At 71.9% G+C, this 18,494-nt stretch carries 12 protein-coding genes; 6 read left to right on the forward strand and 6 right to left on the reverse strand.

Annotated features, from left to right (window positions below):
* The first annotated feature begins 1 nt into the window (after position 1).
* Positions 2–853 carry a hypothetical protein gene (locus ACQEUX_RS31795; RefSeq protein ID WP_433056346.1) on the forward strand — a complete coding sequence of 284 codons (852 nt, stop codon included), beginning with the start codon at positions 2–4 and terminating at the stop codon, positions 851–853.
* A 40-nt stretch (positions 854–893) separates the two neighbouring features.
* Here the strand turns inward: ACQEUX_RS31795 and ACQEUX_RS31800 are convergent, their stop codons facing one another.
* Positions 894–1,115, reverse strand: a complete 222-nt coding sequence (locus ACQEUX_RS31800; RefSeq protein WP_030328827.1) for an exodeoxyribonuclease VII small subunit — start codon at positions 1,113–1,115, stop codon at positions 894–896.
* 45 nt (positions 1,116–1,160) lie between these two features.
* On the reverse strand, positions 1,161–2,405 hold the full coding sequence (gene xseA / locus ACQEUX_RS31805; RefSeq protein ID WP_433056348.1) for an exodeoxyribonuclease VII large subunit: 1,245 nt from the start codon (positions 2,403–2,405) through the stop codon (positions 1,161–1,163).
* Positions 2,406–2,573: 168 nt separating this feature from the next.
* On the opposite strand from xseA, the gene ACQEUX_RS31810 reads away from it, so the two are divergent.
* On the forward strand, positions 2,574–3,560 hold the full coding sequence (locus ACQEUX_RS31810) for a 4-hydroxy-3-methylbut-2-enyl diphosphate reductase (RefSeq protein WP_433056350.1): 987 nt from the start codon (positions 2,574–2,576) through the stop codon (positions 3,558–3,560).
* 40 nt (positions 3,561–3,600) lie between these two features.
* A complete protein-coding gene (locus ACQEUX_RS31815) occupies positions 3,601–4,035 on the forward strand; it encodes a hypothetical protein (RefSeq protein WP_433056352.1) in 435 nt (144 codons plus the stop codon).
* 80 nt (positions 4,036–4,115) lie between these two features.
* On the opposite strand, the gene ACQEUX_RS31820 is transcribed toward ACQEUX_RS31815, so the two are convergent.
* Positions 4,116–7,412 carry a S8 family serine peptidase gene (locus ACQEUX_RS31820; RefSeq protein WP_433056354.1) on the reverse strand — a complete coding sequence of 1,099 codons (3,297 nt, stop codon included), beginning with the start codon at positions 7,410–7,412 and terminating at the stop codon, positions 4,116–4,118.
* Positions 7,413–7,548: 136 nt separating this feature from the next.
* Positions 7,549–8,736 carry a DNA recombination protein RmuC gene (locus tag ACQEUX_RS31825; protein WP_433056356.1) on the reverse strand — a complete coding sequence of 396 codons (1,188 nt, stop codon included), beginning with the start codon at positions 8,734–8,736 and terminating at the stop codon, positions 7,549–7,551.
* A 54-nt stretch (positions 8,737–8,790) separates the two neighbouring features.
* Here ACQEUX_RS31825 and ACQEUX_RS31830 point away from each other — a divergent pair, with 54 nt between their 5' ends.
* On the forward strand, positions 8,791–9,603 hold the full coding sequence (locus ACQEUX_RS31830; protein WP_433056358.1) for a hypothetical protein: 813 nt from the start codon (positions 8,791–8,793) through the stop codon (positions 9,601–9,603).
* Between the two features lie 65 nt (positions 9,604–9,668).
* Here the strand turns inward: ACQEUX_RS31830 and ppc are convergent, their stop codons facing one another.
* Positions 9,669–12,455 carry a phosphoenolpyruvate carboxylase gene (ppc, locus tag ACQEUX_RS31835; protein ID WP_433056360.1) on the reverse strand — a complete coding sequence of 929 codons (2,787 nt, stop codon included), beginning with the start codon at positions 12,453–12,455 and terminating at the stop codon, positions 9,669–9,671.
* Positions 12,456–12,614: 159 nt separating this feature from the next.
* Here ppc and ACQEUX_RS31840 point away from each other — a divergent pair, with 159 nt between their 5' ends.
* Complete coding sequence (locus tag ACQEUX_RS31840; protein WP_433056362.1) at positions 12,615–13,655, forward strand: S66 family peptidase; 1,041 nt, start codon at positions 12,615–12,617, stop codon at positions 13,653–13,655.
* 51 nt (positions 13,656–13,706) lie between these two features.
* Here ACQEUX_RS31840 and ACQEUX_RS31845 read toward each other — a convergent pair whose 3' ends face one another.
* Positions 13,707–14,621 (reverse strand): cyclase family protein, encoded by a 915-nt coding sequence (locus tag ACQEUX_RS31845; protein WP_433056364.1) that lies wholly within the window; start codon positions 14,619–14,621, stop codon positions 13,707–13,709.
* Between the two features lie 187 nt (positions 14,622–14,808).
* Here ACQEUX_RS31845 and mfd point away from each other — a divergent pair, with 187 nt between their 5' ends.
* A complete protein-coding gene (gene mfd, locus ACQEUX_RS31850) occupies positions 14,809–18,450 on the forward strand; it encodes a transcription-repair coupling factor (protein ID WP_433056366.1) in 3,642 nt (1,213 codons plus the stop codon).
* The last annotated feature ends 44 nt before the right edge of the window (positions 18,451–18,494 follow it).

The raw sequence follows: 18,494 nt of genomic DNA on the forward strand, positions 1-18,494 counted from the left end.
TATGACTGTTCGACGACTGAGCGCCGGCCTGGTAGCCGCCGCTCTGCTCACGCCCGCCCTGGCCGCCTGCGCCAACGGTGGAACCGGCACCGCCGGATCGACCGCCTCCCCGACGGTGACCGCGTCCGGCACGGCGAGCCCGTCCGGCGGCGCGCCGGTGGCGGGCGATGCCAAGCAGGCCCTGCTCGACTCCACCAAGGAGATCAGCAACGGCAACTTCCGGTTCACCCTGACCGGTGCCGGCTCGACGGCGGAGGGGCAGGTCCACGAGCCGAGTCAGAGTGCGGCGATGAAGATCGCCATCGGTGGCCCCTCGTCCGACCTCGCGATGAAGCTCGACGTGATCCACTACAAGCCGGACAGCTGGGTGAAGCTGGAGCTGACCGGCCCCACCGCCGACAGCCTGCCCGCCATCAAGCAGCTCAACCTCGGCAAGTACCAGCACCTGGACCAGGCCCGGATCAAGGGCAACCGTAACCTCGGCTTCGACTTCGACAAGGTCGACCCGGCGGGCAGCGCGGTGCTGACCCAGGGGATCACCGAGGTCCGCAGCACCGGCACCGGCGCGTACGCGGGCACCATCGACGTCACCAAGGCCGCCGAGGCGGGCTCGCTGAACGCCGCCACGATCGCCGCGCTGGGCACCCAGGCGAAGACGGTCCCGTTCACCGCGAAGGTGGACCCGCAGGGCCGCCTCAGCGAGTTGGTGCTGCAGCTGCCGGCCGCCGGGCAGACCGCCGCCCAGGAGATCCGGATGACGTACTCCGACTACGGCGCCGCCACCGCCGCCCAGAAGCCGCCGGCGGACCAGGTCGTCGAGGCGCCGGCCGAGCTGTACAGCCTGTTCAACTGACCGTACGCGGGTGGGGCGGCTCCGGCCGCCCCACCGGGGGTCAGGAAGCGGGCTCCTGCCGGGCGGCGTCGATCCGCGCCCGCGCCCCGTCCAGCCAGCGTTGACAGATCACCGCCAGCGCCTCGCCGCGCTCCCAGAGCGCCAGCGACTCCTCCAGGGACGTGCCGCCGGCCTCCAGCCGCTCGACCACCGAGGCCAGCTCGGCGCGGGCCTGCTCGTAACTGAGCCGCTCGTCCGGCCCGGCCTTCGTGTCGTCAGTCATCGCGTCCATCTCAGCACACCGCTCCCCGGGTCACCGCGTCGCCACTCAGCCGTCCACCGTCGCCGCCAGCTCGCCGTCGGCCAGCCGTACCCGCAACGGGTCACCCTTGCCGACGTCCGCCGCCGCGCGGACCACATGACCGTCCGCGCGCTGCACGATCGCGTACCCCCGGTCGAGGGTGGCGGCGGGGGAGAGCGCGCGCAGCCGCGCCAGGGTGTGCCGCAGGTCGTCGTCGGCGGCGGCGAGCCGGTGCTCCAGGCAGCGGCCGGCCCGCTGACGCAACGCGGTCAGCTCGGTCGCCCGATGCTCCACCATCACCTGGGGTCGGGCCAGCACCGGCCGGGACCGCAGCCCGTCGAGCCGGTGCGTCTCCCGGTCCACCAGGTTGCGTACCGCCCGTTCGAGGCGGTGCCGGGCCTGGCCGATGACACGTACCTCCTCGGTGAGGTCGGGGACGACCCGCTTGGCCGCGTCCGTCGGGGTGGAGGCACGGACGTCGGCGACGTAGTCGATCAGTGGTGCGTCCGTCTCGTGGCCGATCGCGCTGACCACTGGTGTACGGCAGCCGAACACGGCGCGGCAGAGCGCCTCGTCGGAGAAGGGCAGCAGGTCCTCGATGCCACCGCCGCCCCGGGCGATGATGATCACGTCGATGGTCGGGTCGGCGTCCAGCACCTTGAGCGCGTCGACGATCTGCGGCACCGCGGACGGGCCCTGCACGGCCACGTTGACCGTGCGGAACTCCACCGCGGGCCAGCGCCGCCGGGCGTTGGTCAGCACGTCCCGCTCCGCCGCCGACGCGCGACCGGTGATCAGCCCGATCCGCCCGGGGAGGAACGGCAGCCGGCGCTTGCGGGCGCGGTCGAAGAGCCCTTCGGCGGCGAGCAGCTTCTTGAGCTTCTCCAGCCGGGCCAGCAGCTCTCCGAGCCCCACCTGGCGGATCTCGTCGGCCCGCAGGCTCAGCGTCCCCCGGGCGGCGTAGAACTCCGGCTTGGCGTGCAGCACCACGCGGGCGCCCTCGCGCAGCTCCGGTGCGCCGGCGTCCAGCACGTCCCGGTTGGTGGTGACGGTCAGGCTCAGGTCGGCCGACGGGTCACGCAGGGTGAGGAAGACAGTGCTGGCTCCGGGGCGCCGGCTGATCTGCGCCACCTGCCCGTCCACCCACACCCAGCCCAGCTTGGCGATCCACGCCCCCACCTTCTGGCTGACCACCCGCACCGGCCAGGGCTCCTCGGCGCTGCTGCTGCTGCCCGCCCGCGCCGCCCCGTCCCCCCGCGCCCCATCACTCACCCGCCCACCCTACGGACACTCGCGGTGATCAAGAAGTTTGCGTCGGCCCTGGGCGCGTTTCTGACCCAAACCTCTTGATCACCGGGGTCAGGCCAGCCCAGCCGGCCGCCGCGCCATCGCGGGCCCGCGGCCGCTGCCGGCGGCGGATCGGGCACGTACGATGGACGGGTGACTGAGGCTCAGGCGACTCCCCGGACCGGCAAGCGCGTGCTCCTGGCGAAGCCCCGCGGCTACTGCGCGGGCGTCGACCGGGCGGTGCAGACCGTCGAGGAGGCGCTGAAGCTCTACGGTGCCCCGATCTACGTGCGCAAGCAGATCGTGCACAACAAGCACGTCGTACGGACCTTGGAGGCCCAGGGCGCGATCTTCGTGGAGGAGAACGAGGAGGTGCCGGAGGGGGCCACCGTCATCTTCTCCGCGCACGGCGTGGCTCCCGAGGTCTACGAGCAGGCGAAGCAGCGCTCGCTCAAGGCGATCGACGCGACCTGCCCGCTGGTCACCAAGGTGCACCAGGAGGCGAAGCGGTTCGCCGCCGACGACTACGACATCCTGCTGATCGGCCACGAGGGGCACGAAGAGGTCATCGGCACCGCCGGTGAGGCTCCCGCGCACATCCAACTGGTCGACGGCCCGGACGGCGCCGACAAGGTCACCGTCCGCGATCCGGAGAAGGTGGTCTGGCTCTCCCAGACCACGCTCTCGGTCGACGAGACGCTGGAGACGGTGGCCCGGCTCAAGCAGCGGCTGCCGCTGCTCCAGTCCCCGCCCAGCGACGACATCTGCTACGCCACCTCCAACCGGCAGCACGTGGTCAAGGAGATCGCGGCCGAGTGCGACGTGATGATCGTCGTGGGCTCGACGAACTCCTCCAACTCGGTCCGCCTGGTCGAGGTCGCCCTGGACGCGGGGTCCCGCGCTGGTCACCTGGTCGACTTCGCCCACGAGATCGACGACGCCTGGTTGGAGGGCGCCACCACGGTCGGCCTGACCTCCGGTGCGAGCGTCCCGGACGATCTTGTCCAGGAGGTGCTGGCCCACCTCGCCGCGCGCGGTTTCGCCGACGTCGAGGAGATCACCACCGCCAACGAGCGGCTCACGTTCTCGCTTCCGCAGGAGCTGAAGCGGGACATGAAGGCTGCGGCGGCGCGCGGCTGAGCGCGGGAACGAACTCCGTCCGGCGTACGTCAGATTCGGCATGAGGACCTTTCGGCTCGCCGTTCCCGCGCTGGCCGTCTGCGTGGCGCTGAGCGCCTGCGGCAGTCAGGGCACCGGAGGCGGCACACCCACCCCGACCCCGACGGGAGCGCAGCCGGTGACCAGCCAGCCCACGCCCGACCCGACCGCCCTGCCGCCGACCGCCGACCCCACACCGTCGCCGGGCCCGAAGACCGGGAAACCTGGCGGTCCGAGCACGCCCCCGGGGGTCGGGGCCACCACCCTGACCGGCACGGTGCAGGGCGGCGTGGAGCCCAACTGCGTACTCCTCGACGGTTACCTGCTGGTCGGCGGCCCGCGTGACGTGCTGACGCCGGGCGCGCGGGTCGAGGTCACCGGTCGGGCGGAGCCCGGCATGATGACCACCTGCCAGCAGGGCACCCCCTTCGTCGTGACGGCCGCCCACCGGTCCTGACCGCCCGCCCCGACGACTCTGAACGTGCAGGAGCCCGCCCCCGGATACGGGGACGGGCTCCTGTTGGTGTTACGGACGGATCAGTTCACGGCCCCGATGGACACGCTGCCGCGACCCACGACCGCACCCTCGGTGGTGACGATCGCCAGCTCACCGGAGAGCTGACGTCCGTCGGCCGGAACGGCCACGGCCGTCACCGTGCCGGTGATGGTGGTCGACTCGCCGTGCATCAGCGGCACCGCGACCGCGGGAGCGGTGATCGTGCCCAGCGACGCGGACGCGAACGCGTCGTAGTAGTCGTAGGCGGTGCTGGTGCCCGGCCCGTCGACCCCGTACGGCTCCACCACGACGCGGTAGGTGCCGGCGGGCGGGTTGGTCAGCGTCACCGCCTCCTCCGAGTCGCCGTCGGCGGCCCGGCCGACCTCGGCGGTCCCCCGGTAGACGTACAGGTCCAGGTCGGCGCCCGCGTTGGCGGGGTTGCCGATCCGGGCGGTGAACGTCGACGTCCCGGCCGGGATCTCGACGGTCCACTCCTGGTTCGCGCCACCCTCGGTGATGGTCGGACGCTCGGTACGCACGCCGGTCAGCGCCCCGCTGCGGCCGCTGACCGAGACCGGACCGAAGGCGTTGGTGACGTTCCAGCTCACGTTGGTCGGCTCGCCGGCCTTGACGCTGGGCAGCTCGATCAGCGCCGGCTCGACGGTCAGACCCTGCACCCGTGCCTGGAGCTTGAACGGGTTGTTCAGCGCCGGGGACGTCCGCCGGGACTCCACCTCGATCTCCCAGACCCCGGGGATCGGGTTCTGGTAGTCACGCTCCTGCGGCTTGCAGACGTTGACGTCGGAGAAGTTGGTGTAGCAGACGGTGCTCGTGGTGCTCTCCACCGGCACACCCAGCGGGTTGATCGCGATGAACCGGGTGTGCGAGCCGGTGGCGATCCCGGAGAGGTTCACCTGGAGCGCCTTGGCGCCCTCCGGCACCGTCACGAAGTACGACGTGAAGCCGTTCCGGTCGACGGAGCCCTCGTTGGCGTACGAGAAGGCCGGCTTCGTCACGTCGTTCGAGACCACCACCACGGTGGAGACCTCGAAGTCGACCACGTTCGTGGCCGGGTCGTCGATCCGCATGATCGCGCCGTGCGCACCCTCGGTGGCCGGCTTGGCGGTGACGCTGACGGTGACGGTCTGGTTGAGCGGCAGCGCGACGGTCTTCGGTGCCTTGAAGGTGCCGTCGTTGCCCTGGAGCGTGACGTCGTGCTTGATGGTGCCGGCCGGCCCGCTGGTGCGGGTCAGCTTGACCTGGTAGGTCTTGCTCTGCCCGATCTTGTGGCCGCCCTGGGACGATGCGCAGCGGTTGTAGACGCCGGTCCCGCGACCCGGGTTCGGCACGAACTTCACGCCGTTCCAGATGGTCAGCTGGTCCGACAGGGGGCTGCAGACCGGCGCGTCGGAGACGTACGACCGGGTCTCGACGCCCTGGCGCAGCAACTGCCAGGCGCCCGGAACGTTGACCATGCCGTAGCCCTGCGCGTACGTCGGCACGTCGGCGATCGGCTTGGCCGAGCTGAACAGCGCCCGCCGCAGCGCCGCCGGGCTGACGCCCCGGTCGGTGGCCTTGGCGGCCGACAGCAGCAGCGCGCCGGCGCCGGCGGTCTGGGGAGAGGCCATCGAGGTGCCGTTCAGCATCGCGTAGCCCGGGGGCAGCGCGTAGCCGGCCTCGGGGACCGGGGCGCCGAGCTGCCAGGTCGGTGCGGTCGAGATGGCCGAGCCGGGGGCGGTGATGTTCGGCTTGAAACCGCCGTCCTCGCGCGGGCCGCGGGAGGAGAAGTTGAACAGGGCGTTCTTCTTCCGCACGACCGAGCCGTAGTTGGCCAGCCAGGTGTCCTTGCTGATGCTGGCGGCGGCGCTGATCACGTTGCTGGCGACCGACGGGTCGCCGACGGTGTTGAGGCCCGGGCCGGAGTTGCCGGCCGAGATGACCATCTGCACGCCGTACGTCTCGATCAGTTCGTTGTAGAGGTTTGTCCGCGCGTTGTTGCCGTCGTTCAGGCCCGGAAGGCCACCGATCGACATGTTGACGATGTCGACCCCGCGGTTGGCCACCAGGTCGATCATGCCGGTGGTGAGCGCCGCCGCGGTGCAGCCGCCGCCCCAGGAGCAGGCGCGGGAGGAGACCAGCTTGGCGCCGGGGGCCGCCCCGTCGAACACGTCGTTGCCGAGCATGTCGTTGGCGGCGGTGATGCCGGCGACGTGGGTGCCGTGGGTGCTCTCGACGATGCCGATGTTGACGTAGTCCCAGGTGCCCGGGAGCCCGATGGGCGCGGTGTTCACGTTCTTGCGGTACTCGACGACGAAGGGCTGCCGCTCGGCGACGGCGGTCGCCGGGTTGTCGGTGCCGAAGTATCCGATGTCGAACTTCTCCTTGTACGGCCGCATCATCGGGTCGTCGGTGAAGTTCAGGTTCTGGTTGGCGTCCACCCAGATGTTGTTGGTGGCCGGGTCGTAGAGCACACCCCAGGTGTCGGTCGTGTCGCCGTCGCGGTTGACGTCACCCCGGGCGTCACTGGCGGCCGTGACGGACTCGCTGAACAGGTTGAACCGGTACGTGCCGGCCGGTGCCGTCCAGGCGCCGCCCGCGATGGTGAACGACGGGCCGGTGACCTCGGCCTGCATCCGCCGCCACGTCCCGTCCTCCAGCGGGTCGGTCGCGGTGACCCAGTCGACGATCTTGCGCTCGCCGGTGGTGGTCTGCTGGAGCGCCGGGTGGGCGAGGTCCACACCGGAGTCCATGATGCCGATCGTGACGCCCCGGCCGTCCCACTCCGGGTGGGCGTCGGTGAACGCGACCGCACCGATCTCGTTGGTCGGCATGTAGGGGTTGACCGCCCGGGTGGCCTCGCCCGGCGCGCCGACGGCTGCCTGCCGTGCGCCGGCGGTGCCGGCGGCAGTCTGCTCCGGGGTCGGGTCTGGCAGGTGGATGACCTCGTCCAGGTCGACGGCCGAGACACCGGGCAGCCGTGCCGCCGTGAGGGCCCTGTCGGTCGGGACCTTGGCGAGCACGAAGCCGACCCTGTCCTGCCGCTGGCTGACCGTGCCGCCGAGCTTGGTGAGGCCCTCGGCGACGTCCCCGGCCTCGCCCTTCTCGGTGGAGACGATCAGGGTGACGGTCGGGGCCTTCTTGGCCCTGGCCTCGCTCAGCAGTTTGGCGTCGTGAGCGCCCAGGGTCTCGGCGGCGGTGGCCGGGGAAGCGTCCGGTGTGGTGACGGGGGCGGCGGCCGCGGTGGCGGCACCGCCCACGGCGGTCACGGCGCTCGCCGCCAGGACCGACGCGAAGAGCGCGGCAGAGGTACGCCGGCTCAGGTTTCGGGGTTTGCTCACGTTCTCTTTCCTCCAGAGAACAGGGCCCTCGGTGACGAGGGCACGTGGGTGAGCAAATCCTTCGTGGTATCGACGAGCACTGTCACTACCGGTCAGTCCCTTGTGGCCACTTCGTGACATGCATGCATACGCACTGTCACATGACTGCGGGCCGGGCGGACCGGCTCGTCGAGACCTCGTCGTCGGCCGGATCGATCAGCTCGGGTGCCTGCGGCTGTCGGGGCGTCAGCTCGACCTGCGCGGGCGTGGCCAACTCCTCGTCGGAGACGCCCAGCTCGGCGAGCTTTCGGGCGCTGACCAGCACCCGGGCCTCCAACGAGCCGACCGCCCGGTTGTACGCCGTCACGGCACCGGCCAGCGACGACCCGAGCTTGCCCACGTGGTCGCCGAGGGTGGAGAGCCGGCCGTACAGCTCCCGGGCGAGGGTGTGCACCGCGAGCGCGTTGCGGGCCAGGGCCTCCTGCCGCCAGGAGTAGGCGACCGTGCGGAGCAGGGCGACCAGCGTGGCCGGCGTGGCCAGCACCACGTTGCGGGTGAAGGCGTGCTCCAGCAGCGTCGGGTCGCGCTGGAGCGCGACGTCGAGAAACGGGTCGGCGGGGACGAACAGCACCACGAACTCTGGTGCGCTGTCGAACGCCGACCAGTACGACTTGGCGGCCAGAGCGTCGACGTGCCCCCGCAGATGCCGGGCGTGTGCGTCGAGGTGGGTGTCCCGGCTGCGCTCGTCGCGGGCCTCCATGGCCGTCAGGTACGCGTCGAACGGCGCCTTGGCGTCGACCACCACCGATCGGCCGCCGTGCAGCCGGACCACCAGATCCGGGCGGACGACCTGCTCGTCGGTGGCGGCGGTGACCTGCTCGGAGAAGTCGCAGTGCTCCAGCATCCCGGCCGCCTCGACGATCCGGCGCAGCTGGTGCTCACCCCAGCGGCCCCGCACCTGTGGGGCCCGCAGCGCCGCCACCAACTGCTTGGTCTCGGTGCGCAGCTCGCCGGAGACCGCGGTCATCGAGCGGACCTGCTCGCGCAACTCGGCGTACGCGTCGACCCGGTCGTGCTCCAGCTCAGCCACACGCTGCTCGTAGCGACGCAGGGTGTCGTGCAGCGGCGCGACCGCCCGGGCCACCGCCTCCTGGGACTGCGCGGTGGCCTCGTAGCCCAACGCCCGCATGGACTGCTCCAGCCGGCCCTCGCCCTCCCGGGTCGCGGCCAGGGTGGCATCGAGACGGGCGATGTCGGCCGCCGACCGGGACCGGGCCGCGAGCCAGCCCACCGCCCCGCCGGCACCGAGGCACACGATCACCAGGAGCAGCGTCGAGACGTCCATCACCGGAGCTTGCCAGACGGATACGACGTGCCAGCCAGGGGTACGTTCGATGACATGGAACTTGTGCTCTGCCTCGCGATCGTGCTGGTCGGCGCGTTGGGTGCCGTAGCGCTCATCCGCGCCCAGGCCACCGCCCGCCAGCGCACCGAGCTCGGCGACGCCCGCGCGGAGGCGCAGCGGTGGTACGAGCGCCTCGGCGGCCAGTTGACGAACCTGCACGGCGACGAGCCGGCGGTACGCCAGGCGCTGGCCGATGCCAGTGAGCGGTACAACGCGGCGGGCTCGCAGCTGGAGCAGGCGCGCATGCCGCACCAGTTCGGGTTGGCCCGGGAGACCGCGCTGGAGGGGTTGGCGTACATCCGGGCGGCGCGTACCGCGCTGGGCATCGATCCGGGCCCCGAGGTGCCGACGCTGGCCGCTGCCCGCGGCGTCGGGCAGCTCACCAGGGAGCGCGAGGTCGAGGTGCAGGGGCAGACCTTCCGGGCCGGTCCGCAACCCGGCGGGGACACGCCCTACTACTACCCCGGTGGGCGGTATCAGGGCCGGCCGGTACCGGCCGGGTGGTATTCGACGCCGTGGTGGAAGACGGCACTCGGCGCCGGCGCTGGTGCGCTCGGCGGCATCCTGATCGCCGACGCGCTGTTCTCGCCCGCCTTCGCCGACCCGGGGTACGGCTACGACCAGGGCTACCAGGAGGGCTTCGGCGACGGCGGCGACCAAGGCGGCGACCAGGGCGGCGACCAGGGCTTCGGCGGCGGGGACCAGGGCGGCGACGTCGGTGGGGACTTCGGCGGCGGCGACTATGCCGGTGGCGACTTCGGTGGCGGTGACTTCGGGGGTGGTGACTTCGGCGGCGGCGACTTCTGACCGTCGTCGAGTGACGTCGAAACAGGCCCCGGTCACGGCGACCGGGGCCTGTCCGTTTTCGCAGATCAGCCGGTGTTGCGCATTCCGGCGGCGATGCCGTTCACCGTGGTGAGCAGTGCCCGCTCCAGGGCGGTGCCGTCGCTCGGTGCACGCCGGCCGCCGGGGGCGGTGGCCACTGCCCGTCCGGCGGCGCCGGACTCCCGATACTGGCGCAGCAGCGCCACCTGGAGATGGTGCAGCGGCTCCAGGTAGGTGTCGCGGACGGCCAGGGTGCGCTGGAGCACCGGCGAGTTTTCCAGTAGGGCGGGTGAGGCGGTCACCGCCAGCACCTCCCGCTTGGTCAGCTCGTACTCCTGCTCGATCTGCTCGAAGATCGGGTGCAGCTTCTTCGGCACGAGCGTCTCGACGTACCGGCGGGCGATGCTCAGGTCGGTCTTGCTCAACATCATCTCGACGTTCGACAGGAACGTGCGGAAGAAGTGCCAGTTGCGGTGCATCTCGGCCAGCACGTCCGCCAGCCCCGCCTCACGGGCGGCGGCCAGCCCCGAGCCGACACCGAACCAACCCGGCACGATCTGCCGGGTCTGCGTCCACCCGAACACCCACGGAATGGCCCGCAGACCGGACAGGCCCGCGCCGGTGTTCGGGCGCTTCGCCGGCCGGGAACCGATGTTCAGCGCGCCGAGCAGCTCGGTGGGGGTGGACGCCCAGAAGTACGCCGGCAGGTCCGGGTCCTCGACGAGCGACCGGTAGGACCGGTACGCCGACTCGGAGACGACGTCCATCGTCGCGTCCCAGCGTTCCAACATCTCGGCCGGCTGCCGAGGTGCCGTGTGCAGCAGGGTCGCCTGGAGCACCGCGGCGAGCGTGAGCTCCAGGTTCTCCCGGGCCAGTGAGGGCAGGGTGTACTTGTCGGAGATCACCTCACCCTGCTCGGTCACCTTGATCGCGCCGTCCAAGGTGCCGTACGGCTGGGCCAGGATCGCCTCGTGCGTCGGCCCGCCGCCGCGCCCGACCGTGCCGCCGCGGCCGTGGAACAGGCGCAGGTGTACGCCGTGCCGGGCGGCCACGTCGCGCAGCGCCCGCTGCGCCCGGTGGATCGACCACTGGCTGGTGGTGATCCCGGCCTCCTTGTTCGAGTCGGAGTAGCCGAGCATGACCTCCTGCACGTCGCCTCGGGCAGCCACCAGCGCCCGGTACGCGGGCAGCGACAGCAGCTCGTCGAGGATCTCACCGCCGGCGTTCAGCTCGGCCGGGGTCTCCAACAGCGGCACGAACCCGATCCGGGCCCGCCCACTGTGCACGTCCACCAGGCCGGCCTCGCGGGCCAGCACCACCGCGGCCAGCACGTCGTCGACGCCCAGGGTCATCGAGATGATGTACGACTCGATCACCTCGGCGCCGAACCGGTCCTGTGCCTCCCGGATGGTGCTGAACACGTCGAACGTCTTGCGGGCCGGTTCGGACAGCGACGTGTCCAGGGTGGACAGCGGTCGACGGCCGGTCAGCTCGTCGGCGAGCAGTTTGGTGCGCTCCAGCCGGGTCAGCGCCGGGTAGTCGGAGACCTCGCCGACGGCCTCGTAGAGCTGGGCGAGCACCGCGTGGTGCGCCTCGGCGTGCTCCCGCACGTCCATGGTGGCCAGGTGCAGGCCGAACGCGGAGACCGTACGGATGGTGGAGGCCAGCCGGCCGACGGCGGTGAGCTGCCCGGAGTTGCGGGCCAGCGAGGCGCGCAGCAGATCCAGGTCGGCGATCAGCTCGGCGGAGCCCCGGTAGTCCCGGCCCGGCACGTGCGCGGTGCCCTGGCGCAACCTCTGCCGGGTGTTGGCGAGTTTCGCCTTCACACAGCGTGCCTTGAGCCGGTACGGCTCCTCCGCGTTGACCCGGCGGAACCGGGGCGCGACCTCGGGCAGCGCGTCCAGATCGGCGGCGAGGCTGGCGGAGAGGTCCAGGGACACCCCGCGCAGCCGGCGGGAGACCGAGACCTCGTTGATCAGGTGGTCCATCGCCTTCTCGGTGGCCGCGATGCCGTGCTCGTGCTGGATGGTGAGCACCTCGCGGGTGACCGCCGGGGTGACGAACGGGTTGCCGTCCCGGTCGCCGCCGATCCAGGTGCCGAAGCTCAGCGGCCGGGCCGTCGGTGACGTCTCGACGCCGAGCGTGCGCAGCGTGTCGGCCAGGTCGTCGAGCACCTGCGGGGCGGCCTCGGCGTACAGGTCGCGCAGGTAGTAGATCGCGTTGCGGGCCTCGTCGGTCGGGTCCGGCCGGTCCAGTCGCAGCTCGTCGGTCTGCCACATCAGGTCCAGCAGTTCCGCCAGGCGGCGGTTGGCCGGGCCCTCGTCACTGGCGCCGTAGAGGATCGCGTTGGCGGTCTCGGTGTCCAGTTCGTCGGCGATGGCCCGCAGCTTGGACAGGATCGAGCGGCGGGCCGCCTCGGTCGGGTGTGCGGTGAAGACCGGCCGGACCGCCAGCCGGCGCGCCGCGTTGGCGATCTCCTCGGCCGGCACCCCGCGCTCGGCGATCATCTTGGCCGCCTGGTCCAGCCAGCCGCCCTGCACCGCGCGGCGCCGGCGCAGATCCCGGGCACGGTGCACCTGCTCGGTGATGTTGGCCAGGTGGAAGTAGGTGGAGAAGGCTCGGGCCAGCTTGGTGCCGGTGGTCACGTCGAGCCCGCCGAGGCGCTGGGCGGCCGCCGGGGCGTCGGTGCGGACCTGTGCGCGGATCTCCTCGACGAGGTCGAGCAGCGGGCGACCCTCCTGGCGGGCCAGGGTCTGGCCGAGCAGGGTGCCGAGTCGGCGGATGTCGGCGCGTAGCGCGGCGTCCGGGCCGTCGTGGTCGTGCTGGTCGGTCACGATGCGCTCCCTCACGTGGATACGAAGGACAGCGCTGTCCGACTTACTGGATGGTATCCGCGCGCACCGGATGTCTGGAGGGCCCCCGGGCGATCCACTGTCCCCGGAGCGGTGTTTTCCGGCGTGATCTCAGCCACCATGACCGACTAGGTTCTGATCATGGTGTCGCTGGAATACCCGTCGAAGCCGCGGCCGGGCGACCGGGTCGCGGTCGTCTCGCCCTCCGCCGGTCTGCCCGCCCTCTTCCCCCACGTGTACGAGTTGGGGCTGCGCCGGCTGCGCGATGAGTTCGGTCTGGAGCCGGTGGAGTACCCGACCACCCGGGTCATGGGGGCAGACCCCCGTGAGCGCGCCCGCGACCTGACCGCGGCCTTCGCCGACCCGAGCATCACGGCGGTGCTCGCCACGGTCGGCGGGGACGACCTGATCACGGTCACCCCGTATCTCGACGACGACGTGCTGCGCGCCAATCCCAAGCCCTACTTCGGCTACTCCGACAACACCAACGTGCTCAACCACCTGTACCGGCTGGGCATCGTCGCGTACCACGGCGGGTCGGTGCTGGTGCACCTCGGCCGGCCCGGCTCGCCGCACCCGCTGACCTTCGGCTCGCTGCGCGCCGCCCTCTTCACCTCCGACTGGTACGAGTTGACGCCCGCCCGTGAATGGGGTGACCGGCCGAACCCCTGGACCGAGCCGGAGACGTTGGCGCACGAGCCGGAGATGCTGCCCGGCGAGGGTTGGCGCTGGCAGGGCCCGCAGCGGGTGGTGCGGGGGCGCACCTGGGGCGGGAACCTGGAGATCCTGCACTGGTTGCTGGCCACCGACCGGGTGCCGACCAGCGACGAGTTGGCCGGGTCCGTGCTCATCGTCGAGACCTCGGAGGAGATGCCCGGCGCCCAGGAGGTGTTCCGGATCGTGCGGAACATGGGGGAGCGGGGCCTGCTCGCCGCCTTCCCGGCCATCGTCGTCGGTCGCCCCAAGGCGTGGGATTTCGGCAAGCCGCTGTCGGTGCCGGAACGGTCGGCGTGGGGCGAGGCCCAGCGGGAGGCGATCACCCGCGCGCTCGCGCCGTACAACCCGGACGCGGTGGTGGTGTTCGACGTCGACCTTGGCCACACCGACCCGCAATTGATCATCCCGTACGGCGGTGAGATCCGGGTCGACGCGCTCACCCACCGCATCGCGGTGCGCTACTGACCCTCCTTCGCCACGTGCAGGCCGGCGTCTGGCGTGTCGACCCTCGCGACGTCAGCCGTCGACGACGGCGAAGGCGCGGACCGGGAAGGTGCCCATGCCGGCCACCATCGGTGGTGCCGCGGTGAACCGGAACCCGCTCGGCGGCAGCGCGCCCAGGCCGGTCAGGTGCTCCACGATCGGGATGCCGGCGGCGAGTAGCGTGCTGTGTGCGGGGCGCACGCCTCCGGCCGCCGGGCTCATGTCGTCGATGTTGATCGAGTCGATGCCGACCAGGGCCGCGCCGGCGTCGGCCAGCGCCTGGGCGGCGTCCCCGCTCAGGTGCGGTGCTCCCGGCTCGCCGTACCGCTCGGTGCCGAAGTGCTCATCCCACCCGGTGTGCAGCAGCACCGCGCGCCCGGCCACCTCGTACGGGGCCAGCATCAGCCGGTCCACGGCTCGCGTGCCGGCCGGCACCCGCACGACCACCCCGGGCAGGTCGGCGAGCCGGTCCAGCGGCACCCCGGTCAGGTCGTCGCCGCCGGCCCAGCGATGGGCGGGAGTGTCCAGGTACGTACCGGTGTTGGCGATCATGTCGATCCGGGCCACGTGGAACTCGGTGCCCGGCGCGTAGGTCGACCGGGACGCCGCGAAGGTCAGCCAGTCGTCGATCCGGGGGCCCGGCCAGCCGGGCAGGGTCGTCATCCCGTCGCTGATCACATGGCTCAGCTCGACCAGCCGACGGCCGGTGCCGGACGCGTCGACGGCAACGCCCCGGCCGCCCTTGTGCGGCTCTTCGATGATCGTCTTCGCGCTGATCCGGACCTCGGCGACCATGAGCAGCCCAAGGTGCCGGACGAACAGCGCCGCCAGGTCGTCGTCGGTGATCTCCTGCCCCGGGATGTCCAGCCGGAACCCCTCGGTGCGCAGTCCACCACCGTTGGCGAAACTCACCTCCGCGTCGAACTGCGCCCGCCACTGCTCACCCATTCCGAAACCGGACCACGAAGGGCACCCTCCGTCAAGATCCACGTCCCGGTTCGGTCGCTACTCGGGCCCGGTCGGCGCGGAAGGGGGTGGGTGTCGGTGCACGGGGATAGGCTGGTCGTCGTGCACCCCCCGTCCGACTGGACGAGGGGCCGCCGTCGTGTGCGTCGACTCCCCTGGAAGGATTCCCTTGCTCACCGGTCTGTTCTCCGCCGCCCTGGCCGACCCCGGGCTGACCCGGGCGCGTGACCTGGCGCGCTCCGGTGCCGCCCAGGTCGACGGCCTCGACATCACCGCCCCGGCGGCGCTGCGCCCGTTCGCGGTGGCCGCCGTCGCGGCCGACCCCGACGGCACCGGCGGCGGGGCCGGGCGCCCGGTGCTGGCGGTGACCGCCACCACCCGGGAAGCCGACGACCTGGCCGCCGCTCTGGGCGGGCTACTGCCGTCCGAGCAGGTCGTGGTCTTCCCCTCGTGGGAGACGCTGCCGCACGAGCGACTCTCGCCACGCTCGGACACGGTGGGCCGGCGGCTGGCCGTGCTGCGCCGGCTGGCGCACCCCGAGTCGGCCGACGCGCACGGCAGGACCGGTCCGCTGCGGGTGGTCGTCGCCCCGGTCCGCTCCCTGCTCCAACCGCAGCTCAAGGGGCTCGGCGACCTGGAGCCGGTGCAGCTCGCCGCGGGCGAGGAGGCCGACCTGGAGGAGGTCGCCCGCCGGCTGATCGACATGGCGTACGCCCGGGTCGACCTGGTCACCAAGCGCGGCGAGTTCGCGGTGCGCGGCGGCATCCTGGACGTCTTCCCGCCCACCGACGAGCACCCGTCCCGGGTCGAGTTCTGGGGTGACGAGGTCGAGGAGATCCGCACCTTCGCCGTCGCCGACCAGCGGACCATCGAGCAGGTCCCGCTGCTCTGGGCGCCGCCCTGTCGTGAGCTGCTGCTCACCCGGTCGGTCCGCGACCGGGCCGCCGCGTTGGCCGAGCAGCATCCCGAGCTGGCCGAGATCCTGGACAAGCTGGCCGAGGGCATCCCGGTGGAGGGCATGGAGTCACTGGCGCCGGTGCTGGTCGGGCCCGACTCGCTGGAGCTGCTGCTGGACGCCATGCCGGCCGGCACCCACGTGCTGCTCTGCGACCCGGAGCGGATCCGCACGAGGGCCCACGACCTGGTGCGTACCTCGGAGGAGTTTCTCCAGGCCAGCTGGGCCGCCGCCGCGGTCGGCGGCCAGGCCCCGGTGGACGTCGGCGCCGCCGCCTTCCGCACCCTGGGTGAGGTACGCGCCGTCGCCGGCAAGCTGCGCCAGCCGTGGTGGACGCTGTCCCCGTTCGGCCTCTCCGAGGCGGAGACCACCGAGACGCGGCAGCCCTGGGAGGACGCGCCGGAGGAGGCCGTCGTGACCCCGGACGACGCCATCGCGGTGACCCTGTCCGCCCAGCCAGCCCCGCTCTACCACGGCGAGACCACGCGGGTGGTCGACGACCTCAAGCGCTGGGCCGGCGAGGGCTGGTCGATCGCGCTGGTCTTCGAGGGGCACGGCCCCGCCCAGCGGGCGGTGGAGGTGCTGCGCGACGCCGGCCTGGGTGCCCGGTTGACCGAGGAGGTGCCGACCGCACCCGTCCCCGGCGAGCTGGTGGTCACCTGCGGCGCGTTGAGCAGCGGGTTCGTCGACGAGGCGTCCCGCTTCGTGCTGCTCACCGGCAACGACGTGACCGGTGGTCGGGGCACGTCGACCCGGGACATGCGCAAGATGCCGAGCCGGCGGCGCAACACCATCGATCCGCTGGAGCTGAAGGCCGGCGACTACGTGGTGCACGAGCAGCACGGCATCGGCCGCTACGTCGAGCTGGTGCAGCGCACGGTCAACGGCGCCAGCCGCGAATACCTGGTCATCGAGTACGCGGCCAGCAAGCGGGGCCAGCCCGGCGACCGTCTCTTCGTCCCCACCGACCAGCTCGACCAGCTCTCCCGCTACGTGGGCGGCGAGCAGCCGACCCTGCACAAGATGGGCGGCTCGGACTGGCAGAAGTCCAAGGCCCGGGCCCGGAAGGCGGTCCGGGAGATCGCCGCGCAGCTGATCCAGCTCTATGCCGCCCGCAAGGCGTCCAAGGGCCACTCGTTCGGCCCGGACACCCCGTGGCAGCGGGAGCTGGAGGACGCCTTCCCCTGGCAGGAGACACCCGACCAGCTCGCCGCGATCGACGAGGTCAAGCGGGACATGGAGCAGACCGTTCCGATGGACCGGCTGATCTGCGGCGACGTCGGCTACGGCAAGACCGAGATCGCGGTCCGGGCGGCGTTCAAGGCGGTACAGGACGGCAAGCAGGTGGCGGTGCTGGTGCCGACCACGCTGCTGGTGCAGCAGCACTTCAACACGTTCGCCGAGCGGATGAGCCAGTTCCCGGTGCAGATCCGGCAGCTCTCGCGGTTCCAGACCGCGAAGGAGACCGAGCGGACGCTGGAGATGGTCGCCGACGGCACCGTCGACATCGTCATCGGCACCCACCGGCTCCTGCAGACCGCCACCCGCTTCAAGCAGCTCGGTCTGGTGATCGTCGACGAGGAGCAGCGCTTCGGTGTCGAGCACAAGGAGCACCTGAAGACGCTGCGCGCGTCGGTCGACGTGCTGAGCATGTCGGCCACCCCGATCCCGCGCACCCTGGAGATGGCGATCACCGGCATCCGGGAGATGTCCACCATCGCCACCCCACCCGAGGAGCGGCACCCGGTGCTGACCTTCGTCGGCGCGCAGGACGACCGGCAGGTGGCCGCGTCCATCCACCGGGAGCTGCTCCGCGACGGGCAGGTCTTCTACCTGCACAACCGGGTCGAGTCGATCGACCGGGCGGCGCGGCGACTGCGGGAGCTGGTGCCCGAGGCGCGGGTCGCGGTGGCGCACGGCCAGATGAGCGAGGACGCCCTGGAGAAGGTCATGGTCGGCTTCTGGGAGAAGGAGTTCGACGTCCTGGTCTGCACCACGATCGTCGAGTCGGGCATCGACATCCCGAACGCCAACACGCTGATCGTGGAGCGGGCCGACCTGCTCGGCCTGGCCCAGCTGCACCAGATCCGTGGCCGGGTCGGCCGGGGCCGGGAGCGGGCCTACGCCTACTTCCTCTACCCGCCGGAGAAGCCGCTCACCGAGCACGCCCACGAGCGGTTGGCGACCATCGCCCAGCACACCGAGCTGGGCGCCGGCATGTACGTGGCGATGAAGGACCTGGAGATCCGGGGTGCCGGAAACCTGCTCGGCGGCGAGCAGTCCGGGCACATCGAGGGCGTCGGCTTCGACCTGTACGTGCGGATGGTCGGCGAGGCGGTCTCCGCGTTCAAGGGCGAGCGGCCGGAGGAGGAGACCGACGTCAAGATCGACCTGCCGGTCGACGCGCACCTGCCGCACGACTACGTGAGCGTGGAGCGGCTGCGCCTGGAGATGTACCGCAAGCTCGCCGAGGCGCGCGACGAGGAGCGGCTACGCGAGGTGGTCGCCGAGATGACCGACCGGTACGGCGAGCCGCCGGCCCCGGTGCAGAACCTGGTGGAGGTGGCCCGGTTCCGCCTGCTGGCCCGCCGGTACGGCCTGAGCGACGTGTCCATGCAGGGCAAGCACGTACGGTTCGGGCCGTTGCCGTTGCCGGATTCGAAGCAGCTGCGGCTCAAGCGCTACCACCCCGACGCCGTCTACAAGCAGGCCACCGACCAGGTCAGTGTGCCTCGGCCGACCACCCGGCGGGTCGGTGGCGAGCCGCTGCGTGACCAGGCGCTGCTCCAGTGGTGTGCGCAACTGCTCTCCGATGTGCTGGGTGCCCCCGCCCCGCTCGCCGTAGCGGCGGGGTGAGGTGGGGGCCGTCACAGCGCGGGAGAGGGCATGAGAGAGTGACG

It is taken from the genome of Micromonospora sp. CA-259024, from assembly GCF_050936255.1.
In the GTDB taxonomy this organism is placed as follows: domain Bacteria; phylum Actinomycetota; class Actinomycetes; order Mycobacteriales; family Micromonosporaceae; genus Micromonospora.

Excerpts from the sequence above, each read along its gene's own strand:
- ACQEUX_RS31795 (WP_433056346.1), top strand. The coding sequence starts at position 2 with ATGACTGTTCGACGACTGAGCGCCGGCCTGGTAGCCGCCGCTCTGCTC.
- ACQEUX_RS31840 (WP_433056362.1), top strand. The coding sequence starts at position 12,615 with ATGGTGTCGCTGGAATACCCGTCGAAGCCGCGGCCGGGCGACCGGGTC.
- ACQEUX_RS31800 (WP_030328827.1), bottom strand. The coding sequence starts at position 1,115 with ATGACTGACGACACGAAGGCCGGGCCGGACGAGCGGCTCAGTTACGAG.
- ACQEUX_RS31825 (WP_433056356.1), bottom strand. The coding sequence starts at position 8,736 with ATGGACGTCTCGACGCTGCTCCTGGTGATCGTGTGCCTCGGTGCCGGC.
- ACQEUX_RS31830 (WP_433056358.1), top strand. The coding sequence starts at position 8,791 with ATGGAACTTGTGCTCTGCCTCGCGATCGTGCTGGTCGGCGCGTTGGGT.
- ACQEUX_RS31845 (WP_433056364.1), bottom strand. The coding sequence starts at position 14,621 with ATGGGTGAGCAGTGGCGGGCGCAGTTCGACGCGGAGGTGAGTTTCGCC.
- ACQEUX_RS31815 (WP_433056352.1), top strand. The coding sequence starts at position 3,601 with ATGAGGACCTTTCGGCTCGCCGTTCCCGCGCTGGCCGTCTGCGTGGCG.